Origin of the sequence: Xanthomonas sp. WHRI 7065 (genome assembly GCF_040203115.2) — a bacterium.
In the GTDB taxonomy this organism is placed as follows: Bacteria; Pseudomonadota; Gammaproteobacteria; order Xanthomonadales; family Xanthomonadaceae; genus Xanthomonas; species Xanthomonas arboricola.
This window is the reverse complement of record NZ_CP168194.1, coordinates 1,874,689-1,892,145: the sequence shown is the minus strand read 5'-3', so window position 1 is coordinate 1,892,145 and position 17,457 is coordinate 1,874,689. Positions and strand designations below refer to the sequence as shown.

Below are 17,457 nucleotides of genomic sequence, written 5' to 3'. Positions count from 1 at the left end.
AGTTGGTTACTTGCACTGCATCGTACCTTGGGCACGCGCAGGCTCGGCTGCACGTCGCGCTTCTGCCATTGCCAATCCCGAATCTCGACTCCCCAATCCCCGCTCCTCAAACCGCAAACTGTTCGCTGAAGATGCGTTCTTCCAGATTGTGTTCGGGATCGAACAGCAGCGTCACCTGGCGCTGGGTGGATTCGCGGATGGTCACTTCGACCACGTCGCGGATCTCGTGCGAGTCGGCGGTGACGCTGACCGGGCGCTTGTACGGGTCCAGCACGCGGAAGCACACTTCGGTATCGGCCTTGAGGATGGCGCCACGCCAGCGGCGCGGGCGATACGGGGCGATCGGCGTCAGCGCCAGCGTGTGCGAGCCCAGCGGCAGGATCGGCCCGTGCGCGGAATAGTTATAGGCGGTGCTGCCGGCTGGCGTGGCGACCATGACACCGTCGCCGATCAACTCTGCGATGCGGGTCTGGCCATTGAGATCCACGCTCAGATGCGCGGCCTGGCGGGTCTGGCGCAGCAGCGAGACCTCGTTGTAGGCCAGCGACACCGTGCTGGCACCGGACTCGGTCTGCACCTGCATTTCCAGCGGGCGCAGGTGCGCCGGTTCGGCACATTGCAGACGCGCGAGCAGGTCGTCCTCGTCGTCGCGGTACTGGTTCATCAAGAACCCGACCGAGCCCAGCTTCATGCCGAACACCGGCTTGCTGGCAGCGCCGTGCCGGTGCAGGGTCTGCAGCATGAAGCCGTCCCCGCCCAGGGCGCAGACGATGTCGGCGGTGTCCAGCGCATGATCGCCATAGCGCTGCACAAGACGCGCGCGCGCGGTCACCGCCGGCTCGGCGTGACTGGCGAGAAAGGCAATCCGGGGTGGTGCGGTCATCGTTGACTCCAGAGCATGCGAATCAGCATACCGCAGCGCTGTGGTGGGCTTGTTGGCTGGCCGCCCCGCCCTCGCCTGTGCGGCCGCACCTGCGCCTGCGCGATCGGGCGCCACCGGTGACACGGCGCGCGGCAGCGTAACGGGCGCGGCAATCTCGCGCGCCATACGCGTATTGCCCGGCCAGACGTCACCGGGCCACTTCCTCAGGCGGTCAATCGCCAGGCGCGATGGATGCGCGCATGCCGCTCGAAATCCGGGTCGATGGTGCGCGGGCTGATTTCTTCGCACTGCGCAAACTCGGCCACCAGTTCCTCGTCGAGCTTGAAGCGGCGGAAGTTGTTGGAGAAATACAGCACCCCACCCGGCGCCAGGCGCGCCACTGCCGCGCGCAACAGCCGCACATGCTCGCGCTGGATGTCGAAGTCTTCAGCGCGTGCGGAGTTGGAGAAGGTCGGCGGGTCGCAGAAGATCACGTCGAAATGCGCGCGCTCGGCTTCCAGCCAGGCCAGCGCGTCGGCCTGCACCAGCTTGTGCTTGCTGCCGGCCTGGCCGTTCAGAGCCAGGTTGTCGGCACACCACTGCAGATAGGTGCCGGACAGGTCCACGCTGGTGGTCGAGCTCGCGCCGGCCACCGCCGCTTCCACACTGGCCACGCCGGTGTAGCAGAACAGGTTGAGGAAGCGCCGCCCCTTCGATTGTGTCGCCATGGTGCCGCGCAACGGGCGATGATCCAGGAACAGGCCGGTGTCCAGGTAGTCGAACAGATTCACCCGCAACAGCGCGCCATGCTCGCGCACGTTGATGAACTCGTTGCGCTGCTCGAAGCGGCCGTACTTGCTGCCGCCCTTGCCGCGCTCGCGCGATTTGAGCGCCACGCGTTCGCCCGGCACCTCGAACACCTCGCGTGCGGCGGCCAGCAGTTCGCCCAGACGGCGGCGCACGTCGGCTTCCGGAATCGTCGCCGGCGCGGCGTATTCCTGCACATGCAGAAACACGCGGCGATCGCCATCGGCTTGCTGGTACACGTCGATGGCGGCGGAATACTCCGGCAGATCGGCGTCGTAGACGCGGAAGCATTCGATGCCTTCGCGTGCGCGCCACTTCTTGAACTTCTGCAGATTCTTGCGCAAGCGGTTGGCGACCATCTGCGCGCCTTCGCTGAGCGCGGTCGGCGCCGCCAGCGGGGTGCGCCGCGGCACCGCGATCGGGTCGCAGACGATCAACGCGCACTCGATCGCGCCATTGAACAGCTGGTATTTCTTGCCCGCGCGCAGGCCGGTGGCATACGCCAGCTCGGCGTTGCCGCACAGCAGGCTGGCCCGCCATTGCGGCACCGCGCGCTGCAGGGTATCGCCCAGGCGGCGATACAGCGCCGCATCGGCGGCCAGACGTTCGTCGTAAGGCGGATTGCACACCACCACGCCGGTGGCCTGCGGCGGGGTCTGCAGGTCGCCCACCTCGCGCACGCCGAACCAGATCGCCTCGGCCACGCCAGCCACTTGCGCATTTTCTTTCGCGGCGCGGATCGCATGCGGGTCCATGTCGCTGCCGTGGATCACCTGCCTGAGCGCGGCGCGGCCAAGACTGTCGCGCTCGCGCGCTTCGCCCACCAGTTGCTGCCAGCCCTCGCGGTCGAAGCCGCGCCAGCGGCTGGGGAGATCGCTACCATAGCGCTGCAGGCCGGGCGCCACGTCGGCGGCCATCAGCGCGCCCTCGATCAGCAGGGTGCCGCTGCCGCACATCGGATCCAGCAGGCCGCCGCCATCGGCATAGGCGCGCGGCCAACCGGCGCGCAGCAACACCGCCGCGGCCAGATTCTCCTTGAGCGGCGCATCGTTCTGCGCCATGCGCCAACCGCGCCGGTGCAGCGGGCCGCCGCCCAGATCCACCGAGATGGTGGCGCGGCCCTTGCGCAGCGACAGGTTCAACCGCAGATCCGGGCTGTCCACATCCACCGACGGGCGTTCCAGGCCCTGCCGGCGCATGGTGTCGACCACCGCGTCCTTGATCCGCTGCGCCGCGTAACGGGCGTGCGTGATCGCGGTGCCGGAGACATGCGCGTCCACCGACAGCGTGTGGCCGACGGACAGGTGCTCGTCCCACGGCAATTCGGCCACGCCGGCATACAGTGCGTCCTCGTCCGGGCAATCGAACTCGCTCAGCGGCCACAACACGCGGCTGGCCAGGCGCGACCACAGCACGGCGCGCTGCGCGTCGCGCAGGTCGCCTTCGACGTTGACGCCGGAGATGGTGGCGGTGGCCTTGCTGGCACCGAGCGACAGCAGCTCGTCGGCAAGCAGGTATTCCAGGCCCTTGGCACAGGATGCGAAGAATTTCACGTAGGCAGGTATCGATGGAGACGCTGGCCGTGGGGGCGAGCGTGGGAGCAGGACGCTGGGCCGGCGCCCGGGAGGGCAAAGCCGTGGCCGCCGCGGGCGGGGCGCAAATGGTCGGCCATCGGAGCCGGCTTTACCAGCCCGCCGGCCGGATCGCCCGCTGCGCGGTTCACCACGGCGCCAGCCGCCACTGCGGCTGCGCAGTCTCCAGGCGCTGCCGCAGGCCCAGCCGCTGCAGGAAGGCGGCATCGTGCGAGGCGACGATCAGCGCCCCTTGGTAGCTGCGCAGCAGCGCCTCGATCGCTTCCACCGCGGCCAGGTCCAGGTGGTTGGTCGGCTCGTCCAGCAACAGCAGTTGCGCCGGCTGCGCCCGGTACAGCGCACAGGCCAGCGCCGCCTTGAGCCGTTGGCCGCCGCTGAGCTGGCCGGTGGGCAGGTCGGCACGCTGCTGGTCCAGCCCCAGCAGCGCCAGGCGCAGCCGCTGTGCGTGGGCTGGCGCACCCGGGTCTGCATCCTGCAGCTGCGCAGCGGCCGAGCGCATCGTATCCAGCAGCCCCAGGTGCTGATCCAGATAGGCCGCCGGCACATGCACCTGGCATTGCCCCGCGCTGGGTTGCAGGCGCCCGGCCAGCAGTTGCAGCAACGACGACTTGCCGCTGCCATTGGGGCCGACCAGGCCGATCCGCGGCTGCCCATGCAGCAGCAGATCCACCCGCCGCCCACCCAGCCGTCCGTCGGCCAGCTCCACCTGCTGCAGCGTGGCCAGCTGCCGCGATGCGCCGGCGGGCGATGTCGGCGCCAGGAGCGCGATCGTGGGGTCATCCTGCACCAGCGCTGCGGCCTGCACCACCGCCTCGCTCAACCGCGAATGTTCGGCCTGGCGTTGCTGTTGCAGCCGCCCCGCGCTGACCTCGCTGCGTTGCTTCTGCGCGCCGAGCAGGATCGCGGCCTGGTTGGCCTGCCCTGCAGCGCGCGCGCCGCGTGCCTGGCGCTGCTGTTGACGCTGCTGCTGTTCGCGCAGCGCCTGCTCGCCGCGCGCACGCGCCTGTTTGCGCTGGGCCAGCAACGCGCTGGCCGCCTGCTGTTCGATGGCGCGCTGCTGCGCATAGAACGTGTAATTGCCGCCGTAGCTGCGCAGGCCCTGCGCGGACAATTCGACAATGCGCTGCATCGCATCGAGCAGGCCGCGGTCGTGGCTGATCACCAGCAGGCCACCGCTCCACGCCAGCAACTGATCCATCAGCCGCTGGCGTTGCGGGCCATCCAGGTGATTGCTGGGCTCGTCCAGAATCAACAGGTCCGGCCGGGTCAGAAACGCACCAGCCAATGCCACGCGCGTCGCTTCGCCGCCGCTGAGCTGCGCGGCCGGTGCACGCGGATCGCGCCCACCCAGGCCTTGCCGTTCGAGTTCTGCGGCAAATTGCGCATGGGCGGTCCAGCGCTCGCCGACCAGTTCAAAATCGGCGAGCGCAACGCTGCCGGCGGCGATACGGTCCAGCGCATCCAGCAGCGGCGCGACCCCGGCCAGTTCGGCAATGCTCTGCCCCGGCGCCACGCGCACGCGCTGCGGCAGGTAATGCACGCTGCCGTTGCGCACGTAACGCCCTGCGCTGGGCAGCACCTCGCCGGCCAGCAGGCGCGCAAGCACGCTCTTGCCCACGCCATTGCGCCCGACCAGGCCGGTGGCGCGTTGGTCGATGTGGATGGACAGATCGGAAAATAGCGGGCTGCCATCGGGCAGCACATACGCAACGCTTTCCAGCGTCAGCGACGGATAGGTCATACGGGTCTCCATTGCATGCCAGCACACGCACCGATCCAGCCGGACCGGCAGCGGGTAAGGCCGTCATCACGACGGCGGCATCAATGGCGCATTGGACCAATCCTCAGACAGTGGGCAATGCGGCAAAGTGTAGGTCAGCCTGCGACGCAAGCAAACCTCGGGCTTGGCTGCGTTCAAGCGCAGCATGGTGAGCACCCGACCTTGCAGACATGCTCAAGCTCCTGGCGGCCGGCACCTGCTGACTTCCAGGCGCCCTCGAAAAAACGCGGCAAGTGCTCGCCGAAGGCCAGGACCCGCAGCACTTAGCACGCAGCACGCAGCGTGAAACTCGCCGGCCAGGCCTGCGTCCAACCGGCATAGCGGCGCATACGACGCGGCCGATGCCTTCGCTACCCCCCACTCAGCCGGCCGCAGGTCTCCGGGCAACCACCGTAGGAAAGATGCTGGCGCGATCATCGATGAAGCGGAGATCGGTGAACCCGGCGCTTTCCAGCTGCGCGCGGGTCTGCGCATGGGTGCGGAACGAGGCCCAGCGCGCCTGGACGATCTCGGCGAACACCAGGTTCTGCAGCATCAGCGCCTCGGGATCGATGTGTTCCAGCTTCCACGGCGACTCGGCAGACAGCGTCGGCGGCGGTGTCAGGAAACTTGCGACCAACACGCCGCCTGGCGCCAGCCTTTGAAAAAATGCGCGGTACAGCGCGATCACGCGCACCTCGTCCGGCTCATAGATGTTCAAGCCATTGCTGGTCAGCACATCCACGCGATCGTCGGCACCAGGCGTCCATGCGTCCTGGAGACGAAGCGAAAGCTGCCCCTCCAGCCCGCGCGCACGTGCGAGGTGCAGCGCCCCTTCCAGCGCCTGTGGGTCCAGATCGATACCGATCAGGCGCACGTCCGGACACTCCCGGTAGTCCAACAGCAACAGCTCGCCCATCCATCCGCAGGGCACCGATGCCAGCGTCATGCCTGGCCGCAGCAGCTCCTGCAGCTGCTGCTGGAAGATGCCGAAGCGTTCGCGGGTCGCAAGCACCGCAGGTGCCTCTTCGAAGATATGCCGTTCCATCGCCGACATCGACTCGTTCGGCTGCGCATCGGCGCGATACGTCACCAACCGATGGGTCCAGTAGGCATTCAACCCGCGATGCCTGAGCAGAAACCGCCCGAACTCGGTGGCCCAGAGCGCATCGACCAGACCAAGCAGACGCTGGACCAGCGCATCGGGCCGGTCACCGCTCTGGCGCAAACGCGATGTGAGCGATGCCAGCAATGCAGCATCGTCCTGGTCATCGCTGCCGTGGGAAATCAGCCGGCCCGCCTGCGCGGCCTGGCCCAGGTCTTCGTCATCACGTTGCATCGTCCACCTCGACAGGAGCGCGCCAATCGCAGCGCTCGCCATGCTGCGATCACTCCCGGCGCGACGGCGTCTCTACCGCGATGGAAGATGCGGCCGAGCGAACTGGCACCGCACGCAAGGCCTGGCGTGGATCACGCCAGGTGGTCGCCAGCGGCTGCACTCAACCCAGCCCGAAGGCCGGGTGATAGGCGACATCGGCCAGCGGCAGCAGCCGGTCGCCGAACGCCAGCGCCTGCAGCTCGGACGCCGGGACGCCGGGCAACACCAGCCCCGGCTCCACCGCAAAGCCAAGACGCCGGAAAAACCCCGGCTCGCCCAATGCCAGACAACCGGCAGCGCCACGCTCGCGCAAGCTGCCCAGCGCCGCCTGCACCAGGCGCGTGCCCAGTCCCTGGCGCTGATGCCCCGGCCCGATCGCCAGCGGCCCCAACGCGTACCAGCCGGGCGAATCGTCCGACAGCGACACCGGCGATACCGCCAGGTGGCCGACCACATACCCGTCGTGGTCGGCCACCAGCGACAACGCCAGCGCGCCGTCGTTGCGCAAGGCGGCGATCACGTGTTGCTCGTCGTGGCGACTATGTTCGTCGCGCATAAACGCGACCATCGTCAGCAGTTCGATCGCCGCAGCATCGCCATCGCTGGCTTCGCGAATCAGCACGTTCATCGCAGGCCCCGCAGCACGCACACCTTCAACCGGTTGCGCATCACAGGCTCTGCAACAATTCGGCGAAGGCGCGCGCCGACGCATCCACATGCGACGCCAGCCGGTGTTCGTCGTCGACCAGCAGCAAGCGCGCACGCCGCGCCTGCGCCCAGGCGATCACCTCGCCGGCCGGAATCAATTCATCGCGCCAGGCATGCACGATGGAAATCGGCACGCGCGCCGCTTCCAGTGCCGGCAACGGCCCCATCCGGGTCGGCGGCACCATCAGGAACAGCCCGCGCGTGGGCACCTGCAACGACACCTGCGCGGCGATGTACGAGCCCAGGCTGGAACCGACCAGCACCAGCGGGCCCTTGTCGGCCGCCGCCCGCGCGATCTCCAGCAGGCGTTGCAGCCGGCCCTGCACGTCGCCGAGCGAACTGACATCGCGGCGTGCATCCAGATCGGTGTAGTCCGGGCGCTCGTGGCTCCAGCCCAGCTGCCCGGCGACATCGGCCAGGGCGGTGACCTTCAGCGCATCCGGGCCGCTCTCGAAGCCGTGCGACAGGATGCAATGACCGCGGCTCATAGCGCCTGCACCGTATCGCCGATGCGCAGCACGCCGCCACGCAGGATGCGCGCGCACAAGCCGCCATGGCCGCGCATGGCGTTATAGCCACCCGCGCCCAGCGCATCTTCCATGCGCGAGCACGGATCGCAGGGGTCGGTGCCTTCCAGCTCGACATCGCCGATGCGAAAGCGCCGCCCCTTCAATGCGATCAGCGGGATACCGGACACCACCAGGTTGCGGCGCAAGGTGGCCGGCGCAATTGCTGTATGACCGGCCAGCGCTGCGATCACAGGCAGATGTTCGGCCTGGATCAGGGTCACGCCACGCTTGCCGCTGCCGCCCTTGTAGCGGTCGCCGACCAGGCCGATGCCGGTGGTGGCCTGCGCCGCGTCCACCTCGATCATGTCCACGTCGCGCGCCGGGCGCACGCCGATCCAGATCACCTGGCCGGTCTGCGGCAGGGTTGCCATCAATTTGCCCAAAGGGCTGTCGGGATTCAAAGCCATCGTCGAATGCTAGCATCCGCCCCATGTCCGATGCCGTCCTGCCGTCGCCACCGATCACCTACGCGCCGTTGTCCTACGAATCGCGGCTGGCGCGACGCGCGCTCACGCAGATCGACATGGTGGTCATCCATTGCACCGAATTGCCCGACATGGCAATGGCGCGCGAATACGGCGAACGCGTGCTCTACGACAGCGGCACCGGCAACAGCGGGCATTACTACATCGACCGCAACGGCAGCATCCAGCAGTACGTTGCGCTGGAGCGCGTCGCGCATCATGTGCGCGGCCACAACCCGCATACGCTAGGCATCGAACTGGTCAACAGCGGCCGTTATCCGCACTGGCTGGACTCGCGCCATCAGTGCATGAGCGAACCGTACCCGCAGGTGCAGATCAACGCACTGATCACGCTGCTGCAATGGCTGCAACAACAGTTGCCGTCGGTACGCCGCATTGCCGGCCACCAGGCACTGGACACCACCCAGGAAGCGGCCAGCGACGACCCGTCGCGCAAGATCCAGCGCAAGCTCGATCCCGGCCCGCTGTTTCCGTGGCCGCAGATCGAAGCGGCGGTCAGCTGGTCGCATACGCCGCGCTAGCAGCAGTGCACGCCAGCCTATCGAAACAGCATTCTGCCTTGGCTGGCGCAGCGCTCAGCGCTCGGCTGCGCGGTAGGTCTTCTCGCCTGCATTCACCGCCAGATCCAGGCGATTTTCCGGCGATGCGATCGGGCAGACCACATGCGGCGTCAACGCGCAGGGCGGATTTTCGGCCAGATTGAAGTCGAGCACGAGCCGGCCATCGTGTGGCGGCGCGGTGTAGAGATAACGCGCGCCGCCATAACTTTCCTTGCCGCTGGTGCGATCGGCGAACAGGAAGAACAGGCCCTGCCCGTCGTCGCTGACGATCGGCTGCAAGCGGTACTCCTGGCCATTGCGCGAGAACACCGCCTCGCCCGGCACCTCGACGGTGAGCGGTGTACCGATCGACGTCAGCAATGTGGTCGTGCGCGGGGTGGGATACGCCTGCCAGCGCGCCTGGATGCGCCAGTGCGGATCGGTCGGAAAATATTCCAGCCCGGCGAAATGGCTCAGCAGCGGCGCTGCCGGGTCGCGGAAACGCCAGCCGAACAAGCTGCCGGTCTGCACCAGATAGAACTGCCGCCCTTCCACATCCAGGCGATCACCCCGCTGCCCTGCGCGCTCCGGCTCCAGGCGTACGCGATCGACGCGCTGCCCGTTCAAGTACACCGGTACATTGGCGGCGGCGTCGAAGTGCACGCGGCCGTCGCCATCCAGCGTCAGCTGCCCCAGTTGCGCAGGACCGGCCGGCAACACCAGATCGCTGCGCGGATCGCTGCCCACCTGGTAACGGCCTGCACGCACACGCCCGGAGCCGGTGTAGCTCAGCCAGCCGTCGGGCGCACGCAAGCGCTGCAAGCGCTCGGCGCGTGCACGTTCGAGTTCGACCTGATACACCGCATGGCGGTCGCTCTGTCCACGACCGGCGATGCGCGCACCGTTGGCGTCGGCGGTCGACCCTGCCGAACAGGCAGCCATCGACAGCATCGCGACGCACAGCGCGCCGACCTGCAACTGCAACCGCATGAGTCACCCAGCACTGCGAGAAACTGCGCTCCGCGCAGCGAACCTGCGTCCCCACAGGTCACCGTTCCTGCCGCCATTGTGCCTGCAATCAGGGGCCGGTCGCGACCGGATGTGTCGCATCCTGCAACCAACCGCTCCAGGAGCCGGCGTAAACGCGCGCGCCCGACAAGCCGGCCACTTCCAGCGCCAGCAGCAGATGGCAGGCGGTCACGCCCGAGCCGCACATCACCACTGCCTGCTCAGGACGATACGCGCCCAGCAGCGCTGACAACTCGCTGCGCAGTTCCTCTGCAGGCTTGAAACGCCCGTCGCGCAGGCTCACGCCCAACGGACGACTCACCGCACCGGGCACATGCCCGGCCACCGGATCGACCGGTTCCACCTCGCCGCGAAACCGCTCGGCGGCGCGCGCATCCAGCAACCAGCCCGGCGCCTGATCCAGCTGCGCCAGGATCTGCCCGGCCTCGACCACGGCATCGCCATCGAAGCTGCCCGGGTACGCCGCGCCATCGTGCAGTGCCGGCGGCTCGGTGCTCTCCGGCAACCCCGCCGCGCGCCAGGCGGCCAGCCCGCCATCGAGCACCGCCACGCGGCGATGCCCCAGCAACCGCAGCATCCACCATGCCCGCGCCGCGGCCATGCTGCCGTCGGCGGCGTCGTAGATCACCACCTGGCTGTCGGGGTCGATCCCCCACTCGCCCAGCCGCCTGGCAAATGCCGCGCTGGTCGGCAGCGGATGCCGCCCTTGCGCCGGCTGCGACAGATCGGCCAGATCCTCGTCGAGATCGGCGTAGTGCGCGCCTGGCAGATGCCCCTGTGCATAGGCCTTGCGCGCTGCATCCGGGTCGGGCGCAGTCGGTGGCGCAGCGCGCGCGTCCAGCAGTCGCAACTGCGGATGCGGCAATGCCGCGGCCAACGTGGCGCTGTCGACCAGCGTGGTCCAGTGGGGTTCCGCACTCATGCAACCTGCTCCAGACGACGACGAAGATTGAGAAGAATGGCCGCGGTGGCGCCCCAGATGCGGTGGCCGGGCCAGTCGTATTCCAGCACGCGGCGTGGCCGGCCGCGAAACTCCAGCTCCACGCTGCGCAGATTGTCGGGGTCCATCAGATAGGCCAACGGCACCTCGAACACCTCGGCCACTTCATCCGGCTGCGGCACCGCCACAAACGCCGGGTCGATCACCGCCACCACCGGGATGACGCGAAACCCGCTCACGGTCAGAAACGGATCCAGATATCCCAGCGCATGCACCTGGCCGGCACCGAGCGCGATTTCCTCGCAGCTCTCGCGCAAGGCCGCAGCGGCCGCATCCGCATCCGACGGCTCGACCCGGCCACCGGGAAAACTGACCTGTCCGGCATGGTGACGCAGGCTGTCGGTGCGCCGGGTCAGCAGCACCATGGTGCCCTGCGCGCGCGGCACCAGACCGCACAGCACCGCGGCCTCCGCAGACGCGCCGCCTTCGGTCAGGTCGATCAATTCGGTATGATTCCAGCCCGGCCCGTCGGGAGCGGTGTCCAGCGCATACAACGCACGCTGCAGCTGCGCACATTCGGGCAGCCGCGCCGCCAACGCGCGCGCGGGCAGAACCGTGTGCAGATATTCCTGACGTTCGCCGTCGCTCATGCTCATCCAGCGTGCAATTTCATCCAGGCTGCGCAGGCAGCCGACACAGTGCGCCTGCGCGTCCAATGAACATACACCGATACACGGGCTGGGCAGGCCACTGCGGTTCGATTCCGTGTCGCTCATCGCTGGCTCCCGCCGCACCGCATCCTCCCGCCGTCCGTCCATCCTGTCGCGCCTGTCCGGTGGACCCAAACGACAACGCCGGCCTGGTGGCCGGCGTTGTCACAGCAACAGCAAACGCAATTACTTGACGCTGACCAGCTTGATCTCGAACTGCACGGCCACGTTCGGCGGGAACGGGGTACGCGGGTCGGCACCGTAGGCCTTCTCCGGCGGCAGGGTCACTTCCCACTTCGAGCCGGCCGGCATCTGCAGCAGCGTGTCGCGCATGGCCTGCATTTCGACTTCGCTGACCTTGATGGCCGGGATCTGCTGCGCAGGACGGGCCTTCTCGCGGTCGCCGAACGGGAACGGACCGGCCACTTCCAGCTGCACGGTGCTGGCCTGGGTCGGCTTGGCGCCCTTGCCGGCTTCGATCACGCGGTACTGCACGCCGCTCGGCAACGTCTGCACGCCAGCGGTGCCCTTGTTCTTGGCCAGGAACTGGTCGCTCTTGGTCTTGTTGGCAGCGGCGGCCTTGTCGTATTCGGCCTTGGCCTGCTGGGCACGGCCCTGCTCACGCTTCTGGAACGCTTCGACAGCCGGCTTCAGCTGGTCGGCGGTGATCGCCGGCTGCTTCTTGGCATAGGCGTCCTGCAGACCCTTTACCACCGAGTTGATGTCGAGCTGCTCGCCGCGGCCGGTGAGCTCGGCAAGGTTGTTGCCGTAGTCATAGCCGAAGTAGTAGCTCAACTTGCCCTTCTCGGACGTCGTGTCCTGGGCCAGTGCATTGCCCGTCAGGGCCAGGGCCGCCACAGCGACCGCGATAGAACGCAACTTCATCAAACAATTCTCCAGGGTGGTGGCACAGGACGGGTCTGCCGCCTGAGATGACGCGCTAGGATAGCGGCCGCGATAGCGAACCGCTACTTATCACGAAAGCTATGACCAGCAAGGCTTTCGGAAGTTCCGTATTTACTAATTTTTTACGTTCGTAAGGATTTCCATGTCCAATCACGTCATTCTGATCGCCGACCACGCCAGTGTACGGACGATCACGGTCAATCGACCGGACAAACTGAACGCCTTGAACCAGGAAACGCTGCACGCGCTGGATCATGCCTTCGCCGAGGCAGCGAGCGCGGACGACATCCGCGTGGTGATACTGACCGGCGCCGGCCCCAAGGCGTTTGTCGCCGGCGCGGACATCGCCGAAATGCGCGATCTGTCGGCGATGCAGGGCCGCGAGTTCTCGCTGCTCGGCCAGCAGCTGATGCGCCGGATCGAGCGCATGCCCAAGCCGGTGATCGCCATGGTCAATGGCTTTGCACTCGGCGGCGGGCTGGAGCTGGCGATGGCCTGCCATCTGCGCATCGCCGCATCCAGTGCGCGCCTGGGGCAGCCGGAAATCAATCTCGGCCTGATCCCCGGTTTCGGCGGCACGCAACGGCTGTTGCGTCTGACCGGACGAGCAGCGGCGCTGGAACTGTGCCTGCTCGGCCTGCCGATCGATGCCGCGCGCGCGTTCCAGTTGGGTCTGGTCAATCGCGTGGTCGAGCCGGAGGCACTGCAGGACGAAACCCTCGCCCTGGCACAACGCCTGGCCGCTGCCGCACCGCTCGCGCTGCGCGGCATCCTGGATGCGGTGGTGTTCGGTGGCGAATGCGCCATCGAAGAAGGCCTGCAGCTGGAAACCGCGCAATTTGCGCTGTTGTTCGCCAGCGACGACATGCGCGAAGGCACCGGCGCCTTTCTCGAAAAACGCCCCGCGCACTTTCTCAATCGCTGATCGGCCTGCCATGACGTTCGACCCCACACCGGCACCACGTCCACTGGCCCTGCAGCTGTTCGACTGCGTCCACGCCGACGATCTCGATCGTGCGTTGGCACTGGGCCTGATGGAGTACCGGCCCGATCCACGCGACGACCTGCTGGATCCGGCCTGCCCGCAACTGAGCGCGGTGCTGCTGGCCGCACAACAACGGCTGCGCGATGCCTGGGCAGCACGCGACCGCTACCGTGCACGCGCTGCGCGCCTGCAACGTCGCGCTGCCGAACGCGATGCACGCCGGACGCCGGCAGCGGCGCCCAGCCAACCGGCGGCCGCCGCATTACCGCCGCTGGCTGCGGCCATCCTGGCGCGCGCCAAGGCCAAGGCCGCTGGTGGAGTACAACCATGAACGCGATCCACGTCACCGCGCCTGCACGGCGCGGCAGCAGCATGCGCAAGCCCGAAATACAGGAGATGTTCGCGCGCTTGCGCGAGCTCAATCCGCACCCGACCACCGAACTGGAATACACCACGCCGTTCGAGTTGCTGATCGCGGTGCTGCTGTCGGCACAAGCCACCGATGTCGGCGTCAACAAGGCCACCCGCAAGCTGTACCCGGTGGCCAATACCCCGCGCGACATTCTCGATCTGGGCGAAGAAGGCCTGAAGCGCTACATCGCCACGATTGGCCTGTTCAACGCCAAGGCCAAGAACGTCATTGCCACCTGCAGGATCCTGCTGGAGCAATACGGCGGCGAGGTGCCGCACGATCGCGCTGCACTGGAGGCCTTACCCGGCGTCGGCCGCAAGACCGCCAACGTCGTGCTCAACACCGCGTTCGGCGAGCCCACCATGGCGGTGGATACGCATATCTTCCGCGTCGCCAACCGCACCGGTCTTGCACCGGGCAAGGACGTGCGCGTGGTCGAGGACAAGCTGGTCAAGGTCATTCCGGCCGAATTCCTGCACGACGCACACCACTGGCTCATCCTGCATGGCCGCTACGTCTGCAAGGCACGCAAACCCGATTGCCCAGGCTGCGTGATCCACGACCTATGCCGCTACCGCGACAAGACCCCCGCACCCGCCGAAAGGCCGACAACAGCAAAAGGCTAACCAGCCGTCACAGCAACCAACCCGCAAAACCAACGCCAAGCAATCACGCTGGCAAAGCCTACGTGTGCCTTTACGAATCCCAAATCCCGACTCCCCAATCCCCGCCCAAAAAAAATCGCGACCGGGATGATGCGTCTTGCGGCGCCATGCATCACCCGGTCACGATAGATGTCACCCGGCGCGAGCGCCGGGCGTCTGCAGCAGGTCTACGCCGCCTTGGCTTGCTCCACGCGCTGTTCGACCAGCGCGCTTTCCACCGTCGGCTGGCCTTCCACGCGTCGATCCAGCTCGTTCCAGTCCACCACCAGCTCGCAGCCGCGCGAGGCCGCATTCCGGCTCCAGTCGCGCAGCAACTCGATGCAGGCGTGGTCAACGTGATGCAGCTTGGCCACGTCCAGGTGCAGTGCGGTGTTCGGCGGCACGCTTTCCAGCGTACGCGCCATCGCCGGCACCTTCAGGAACGTCGCCGAGCCCTGCAGGGTCAGATGCATCTCGTCCTTCTTGTGCTCGTGCTCACGCACGTCCACCTTCAGGCGCGAAGAATGCAGGGCCAGACGGAACAACGACAGGCCGAAGCCGATCAGCACGCCGGTCAGCAGGTCGGTCGCCACGATCGCGAAGGTGGTCGCCAGGTAGATCGCCGCGGTGCCGCGACCATAGGTCGCCAGCTCCTTGACCTGCCCGATCTTGATCATCTTCACGCCGGTGTAGACCAGGATGCCGGCCAGACACGCCACCGGCGTCATCCGCAACAGCCATGGCAGCAGCATCGCGAACACCAGCAACCAGCCGCCATGCAGCACCGTGGACATGCGCGTGGCCGCACCGGCCTGCACATTGGCCGCGCTACGCACGATCACGCCGGTCATCGGCAATGCGCCCAGGAAGCCGCACAGCATATTGCCCACACCCTGCGCCGCCAGCTCGCGGTCGTACTGCGTACGCGCACCCTGATGCATGCGATCCACCGCCGCCGCCGACAGCAAGGTCTCTGCGCTGGCGATGAAGGCAAAGGTCACCGCCGACACCAGCAAGGTCGCATTGAACACGCCGAAGATGTCCGCCACGCTGGGGATGCTGATCGCCGAGAACAGATTGGTCGGCACATCGACCTTGTTGACGTTCAGGCCCTGCAACTGCACCGTCGCCGTGACCACCACCACCGCGATCAACGCACCCGGCAGAAAGCGCAGACGCTGCGGACGCAGCTTGTCCCAGGCCAGGATGATGCCGATGGTGGCCAGGCCCACGAACAACGCGGTGCGGCCGGTCCCTTCGCTGATCGCCTGCCACACCACGGCCGGCAATGCAGCGAAGTTTTCTAGACCGCGCGCCTTGGGAGCGGCGTCCATCAGCACATGCGCCTGCGAGGCCACGATCAGGATGCCGATACCCGACAACATGCCGGCCACCACGGCCGGCGACGTCATCCGGAACCACACGCCTGCGCGGCACAGGCCGGCAATCAACTGAATCGCACCGGCCAGCAGGATCACCGGACCGAGGGCGGCAATGCCGTGCTCGCGAACCAGTTCGAACACCAACACAGCCAGGCCGGCGGCCGGTCCGCTCACCTGCAGAGGAGAGCCCGCCAGGAAGCCGACGACCAGCCCACCGATGATGCCGGTGATCAGGCCTGCGGCCGGCGGCATGCCGGAAGCGATCGCAATGCCCATACACAACGGGAGCGCGACGAGGAAGACCACGACAGACGACAACAAATCACGTCCGAACAGTCCCTGGCGGAAATATCCGCCGATACCTGATGTGTTCATGATGTGCTCCGTCAGGCGAGTTCAGCGCGCACGACTTGCTGCAGTCGCGGACGTGGGGTGGCTTCGGGGGTGTTGTCCGCCAACAGCGGACGGAAGCCACCCTTCTCGGCATCGAAGGCGCGGATCTCGCCATGGGCGATGTCATAGATCCAGCCGTGGATGCGCAAGGTGCCGGCCGCCAGACGCGCGGCGACCACCGGCTGCGTACGCAGATGGTCCAGCTGCGAGACCACGTTCTCTTCGGTCATGCAGCTCAGCGCTTCCTGGCTGTGCGGATCGTGCCCGTGATGGGCAGTGACGTGACGCGCTGCATCGGTGTGCTTGAGCCAGGCCGCCACGGACGGCACGTCTTCCAGCGATTCCGGCTTGAGCACCGCCTTCATTGCGCCGCAGTCGGTATGACCGCAGATCACGATGTGCCGCACGCCTAGCACGGCGATGGCGTATTCGATCGCCGCAACCACGCCGCTGACGTGCTGGGAGTAAGGCGGCACCACATTGCCGATGTTGCGATAGACGAACAATTCGCCCGGCTGTGCGGAGAAGATCAGCTCCGGCATGACACGCGAATCGGCGCACGTGATGAACAACGTATGCGGACTCTGGCCGCCGGCCAATTCCTGAAAGCGCGCACTCTGGCGCGGATACACTTCCTTACGGAAATGACGAAAACCTTCTAGCAAACTTTCCATGGGAGATACCTCTAGGCAACGAATGGCCATCCGCGGCGCAAACCGCGAAGTGCAAAGACGAACAAATCAAAGGAAGCCGGTGCGCTGCACCGGTTGACGCGACTAACGAAGGATCAGGCGCGCACTGCGTTGGGAGGACGCAGTTGCGGGATCAGGTCGCGTTTTTGAGTTGCCGGCGCGTAATGCGCGTACCAGGAGGGGAAATAACGTGCGACCACCGGCCATGCCTGGGAGAGCAAGGGGATATCGTCTGCAGAATGGGTATCGACCTGGGTCTGTGCGTCCCCGTCGCCCTGCAGATCATCGGCTGCGTCACGTTCTTCGCCAGCATCCGCCATTACCGCCACGCCATCGCCCACAAGCGCATCGTGGATGCGGCTGTGTGCATCGGCCGCCGACCACGCAGTAAGCGCGAGCAAGCAGACCAACAGCAATTGGAGGAATCGAGGAAACATGGCCTCGAAACTAACAATTTAGAACGCGCCTGTGCAAGTGGTGCGACGCACAAAGCGCTTGATACGCCACAGTTCCACTTGGTCGGTTCAGGTCGCAATAAGCTTGAGCTCGCTGAAACGGTGAACTGCGCCACTGTCACATCTGTCATACGACGCGGTCCGTTCAGACTCATGACACACGATGACAAAAAACAAACACACGTAAATCTTTGTCTTTGTTGACAAAAA

The 17,457-nt window shown here is 66.7% G+C and carries 20 protein-coding genes; 5 read left to right on the top strand and 15 right to left on the bottom strand.

What is annotated here, in order from left to right:
• Window positions 1-106: 106 nt before the first annotated feature.
• The 8 genes from ABQY64_RS08195 to ABQY64_RS08160 form a co-directional block, all read right to left on the bottom strand.
• Window positions 107-883: an NAD kinase gene (locus ABQY64_RS08195; protein ID WP_349779960.1), complete on the bottom strand. Its 777-nt coding sequence runs from the start codon at window positions 881-883 to the stop codon at window positions 107-109.
• A gap of 203 nt (window positions 884-1,086) precedes the next feature.
• A complete protein-coding gene (gene rlmKL, locus ABQY64_RS08190; RefSeq protein WP_016902459.1) occupies window positions 1,087-3,222 on the bottom strand; it encodes a bifunctional 23S rRNA (guanine(2069)-N(7))-methyltransferase RlmK/23S rRNA (guanine(2445)-N(2))-methyltransferase RlmL in 2,136 nt (711 codons plus the stop codon).
• The gene (locus ABQY64_RS08185) at window positions 3,219-3,410 is read right to left on the bottom strand and encodes a hypothetical protein (protein ID WP_080689560.1); all 192 of its coding nucleotides are present in this window, start codon (window positions 3,408-3,410) and stop codon (window positions 3,219-3,221) included. Before ABQY64_RS08185 ends, rlmKL begins: the two co-directional genes overlap by 4 nt.
• Window positions 3,389-5,002, bottom strand: a complete 1,614-nt coding sequence (locus tag ABQY64_RS08180) for an ABC-F family ATP-binding cassette domain-containing protein (protein WP_349779959.1) — start codon at window positions 5,000-5,002, stop codon at window positions 3,389-3,391. The genes ABQY64_RS08185 and ABQY64_RS08180 overlap by 22 nt, the downstream gene beginning before the upstream one ends.
• A 400-nt stretch (window positions 5,003-5,402) precedes the next feature.
• A complete protein-coding gene (locus ABQY64_RS08175; RefSeq protein WP_349779958.1) occupies window positions 5,403-6,359 on the bottom strand; it encodes an SAM-dependent methyltransferase in 957 nt (318 codons plus the stop codon).
• A 160-nt stretch (window positions 6,360-6,519) separates the two neighbouring features.
• Complete coding sequence (locus ABQY64_RS08170; protein WP_104554859.1) at window positions 6,520-7,026, bottom strand: GNAT family N-acetyltransferase; 507 nt, start codon at window positions 7,024-7,026, stop codon at window positions 6,520-6,522.
• Window positions 7,027-7,066: 40 nt separating this feature from the next.
• Window positions 7,067-7,594 (bottom strand): YqiA/YcfP family alpha/beta fold hydrolase, encoded by a 528-nt coding sequence (locus ABQY64_RS08165; RefSeq protein WP_349779957.1) that lies wholly within the window; start codon window positions 7,592-7,594, stop codon window positions 7,067-7,069.
• Window positions 7,591-8,082, bottom strand: a complete 492-nt coding sequence (locus tag ABQY64_RS08160; RefSeq protein WP_349779956.1) for an MOSC domain-containing protein — start codon at window positions 8,080-8,082, stop codon at window positions 7,591-7,593. The genes ABQY64_RS08165 and ABQY64_RS08160 overlap by 4 nt, the downstream gene beginning before the upstream one ends.
• A gap of 23 nt (window positions 8,083-8,105) precedes the next feature.
• On the opposite strand from ABQY64_RS08160, the gene ABQY64_RS08155 reads away from it, so the two are divergent.
• A complete protein-coding gene (locus ABQY64_RS08155) occupies window positions 8,106-8,681 on the top strand; it encodes an N-acetylmuramoyl-L-alanine amidase (RefSeq protein ID WP_104600694.1) in 576 nt (191 codons plus the stop codon).
• 54 nt (window positions 8,682-8,735) lie between these two features.
• On the opposite strand, the gene ABQY64_RS08150 is transcribed toward ABQY64_RS08155, so the two are convergent.
• From ABQY64_RS08150 to ABQY64_RS08135, 4 genes are all read right to left on the bottom strand, one after another.
• Window positions 8,736-9,689, bottom strand: coding sequence for a DUF1684 domain-containing protein (locus tag ABQY64_RS08150; protein ID WP_349779955.1), 954 nt, complete (start codon window positions 9,687-9,689; stop codon window positions 8,736-8,738).
• Between the two features lie 88 nt (window positions 9,690-9,777).
• On the bottom strand, window positions 9,778-10,650 hold the full coding sequence (locus tag ABQY64_RS08145; protein WP_349779954.1) for a sulfurtransferase: 873 nt from the start codon (window positions 10,648-10,650) through the stop codon (window positions 9,778-9,780).
• Window positions 10,647-11,444, bottom strand: a complete 798-nt coding sequence (locus ABQY64_RS08140; protein WP_349779953.1) for a CoA pyrophosphatase — start codon at window positions 11,442-11,444, stop codon at window positions 10,647-10,649. Before ABQY64_RS08140 ends, ABQY64_RS08145 begins: the two co-directional genes overlap by 4 nt.
• Before the next feature lie 120 nt (window positions 11,445-11,564).
• Window positions 11,565-12,263, bottom strand: coding sequence for an FKBP-type peptidyl-prolyl cis-trans isomerase N-terminal domain-containing protein (locus ABQY64_RS08135; RefSeq protein WP_016902469.1), 699 nt, complete (start codon window positions 12,261-12,263; stop codon window positions 11,565-11,567).
• 163 nt (window positions 12,264-12,426) lie between these two features.
• On the opposite strand from ABQY64_RS08135, the gene ABQY64_RS08130 reads away from it, so the two are divergent.
• Genes ABQY64_RS08130 through nth form a run of 3 tightly spaced genes read left to right on the top strand, consistent with a single transcriptional unit; the run spans window position 12,427 to window position 14,307 of the window.
• Window positions 12,427-13,209: an enoyl-CoA hydratase-related protein gene (locus ABQY64_RS08130; RefSeq protein WP_047125604.1), complete on the top strand. Its 783-nt coding sequence runs from the start codon at window positions 12,427-12,429 to the stop codon at window positions 13,207-13,209.
• Window positions 13,210-13,219: 10 nt separating this feature from the next.
• Complete coding sequence (locus ABQY64_RS08125) at window positions 13,220-13,600, top strand: hypothetical protein (RefSeq protein WP_349779952.1); 381 nt, start codon at window positions 13,220-13,222, stop codon at window positions 13,598-13,600.
• Window positions 13,597-14,307 (top strand): endonuclease III, encoded by a 711-nt coding sequence (nth, locus tag ABQY64_RS08120; RefSeq protein WP_184380054.1) that lies wholly within the window; start codon window positions 13,597-13,599, stop codon window positions 14,305-14,307. Before ABQY64_RS08125 ends, nth begins: the two co-directional genes overlap by 4 nt.
• Window positions 14,308-14,513: 206 nt before the next feature.
• On the opposite strand, the gene ABQY64_RS08115 is transcribed toward nth, so the two are convergent.
• The 3 genes from ABQY64_RS08115 to ABQY64_RS08105 all read right to left on the bottom strand — a co-directional run bounded on the left by ABQY64_RS08115 (window position 14,514) and on the right by ABQY64_RS08105 (window position 17,133).
• A complete protein-coding gene (locus ABQY64_RS08115; RefSeq protein ID WP_184627280.1) occupies window positions 14,514-16,082 on the bottom strand; it encodes a SulP family inorganic anion transporter in 1,569 nt (522 codons plus the stop codon).
• An 11-nt stretch (window positions 16,083-16,093) separates the two neighbouring features.
• Window positions 16,094-16,774, bottom strand: coding sequence for a carbonic anhydrase (locus ABQY64_RS08110; protein WP_016902474.1), 681 nt, complete (start codon window positions 16,772-16,774; stop codon window positions 16,094-16,096).
• A 113-nt stretch (window positions 16,775-16,887) separates the two neighbouring features.
• The gene (locus tag ABQY64_RS08105) at window positions 16,888-17,133 is read right to left on the bottom strand and encodes a hypothetical protein (RefSeq protein ID WP_226427117.1); all 246 of its coding nucleotides are present in this window, start codon (window positions 17,131-17,133) and stop codon (window positions 16,888-16,890) included.
• Here ABQY64_RS08105 and ABQY64_RS08100 point away from each other — a divergent pair.
• The gene (locus ABQY64_RS08100) at window positions 17,032-17,451 is read left to right on the top strand and encodes a hypothetical protein (protein WP_349780038.1); all 420 of its coding nucleotides are present in this window, start codon (window positions 17,032-17,034) and stop codon (window positions 17,449-17,451) included. The two genes, ABQY64_RS08105 and ABQY64_RS08100, sit on opposite strands and share 102 nt — an antisense overlap.
• Window positions 17,452-17,457: the final 6 nt, after the last annotated feature.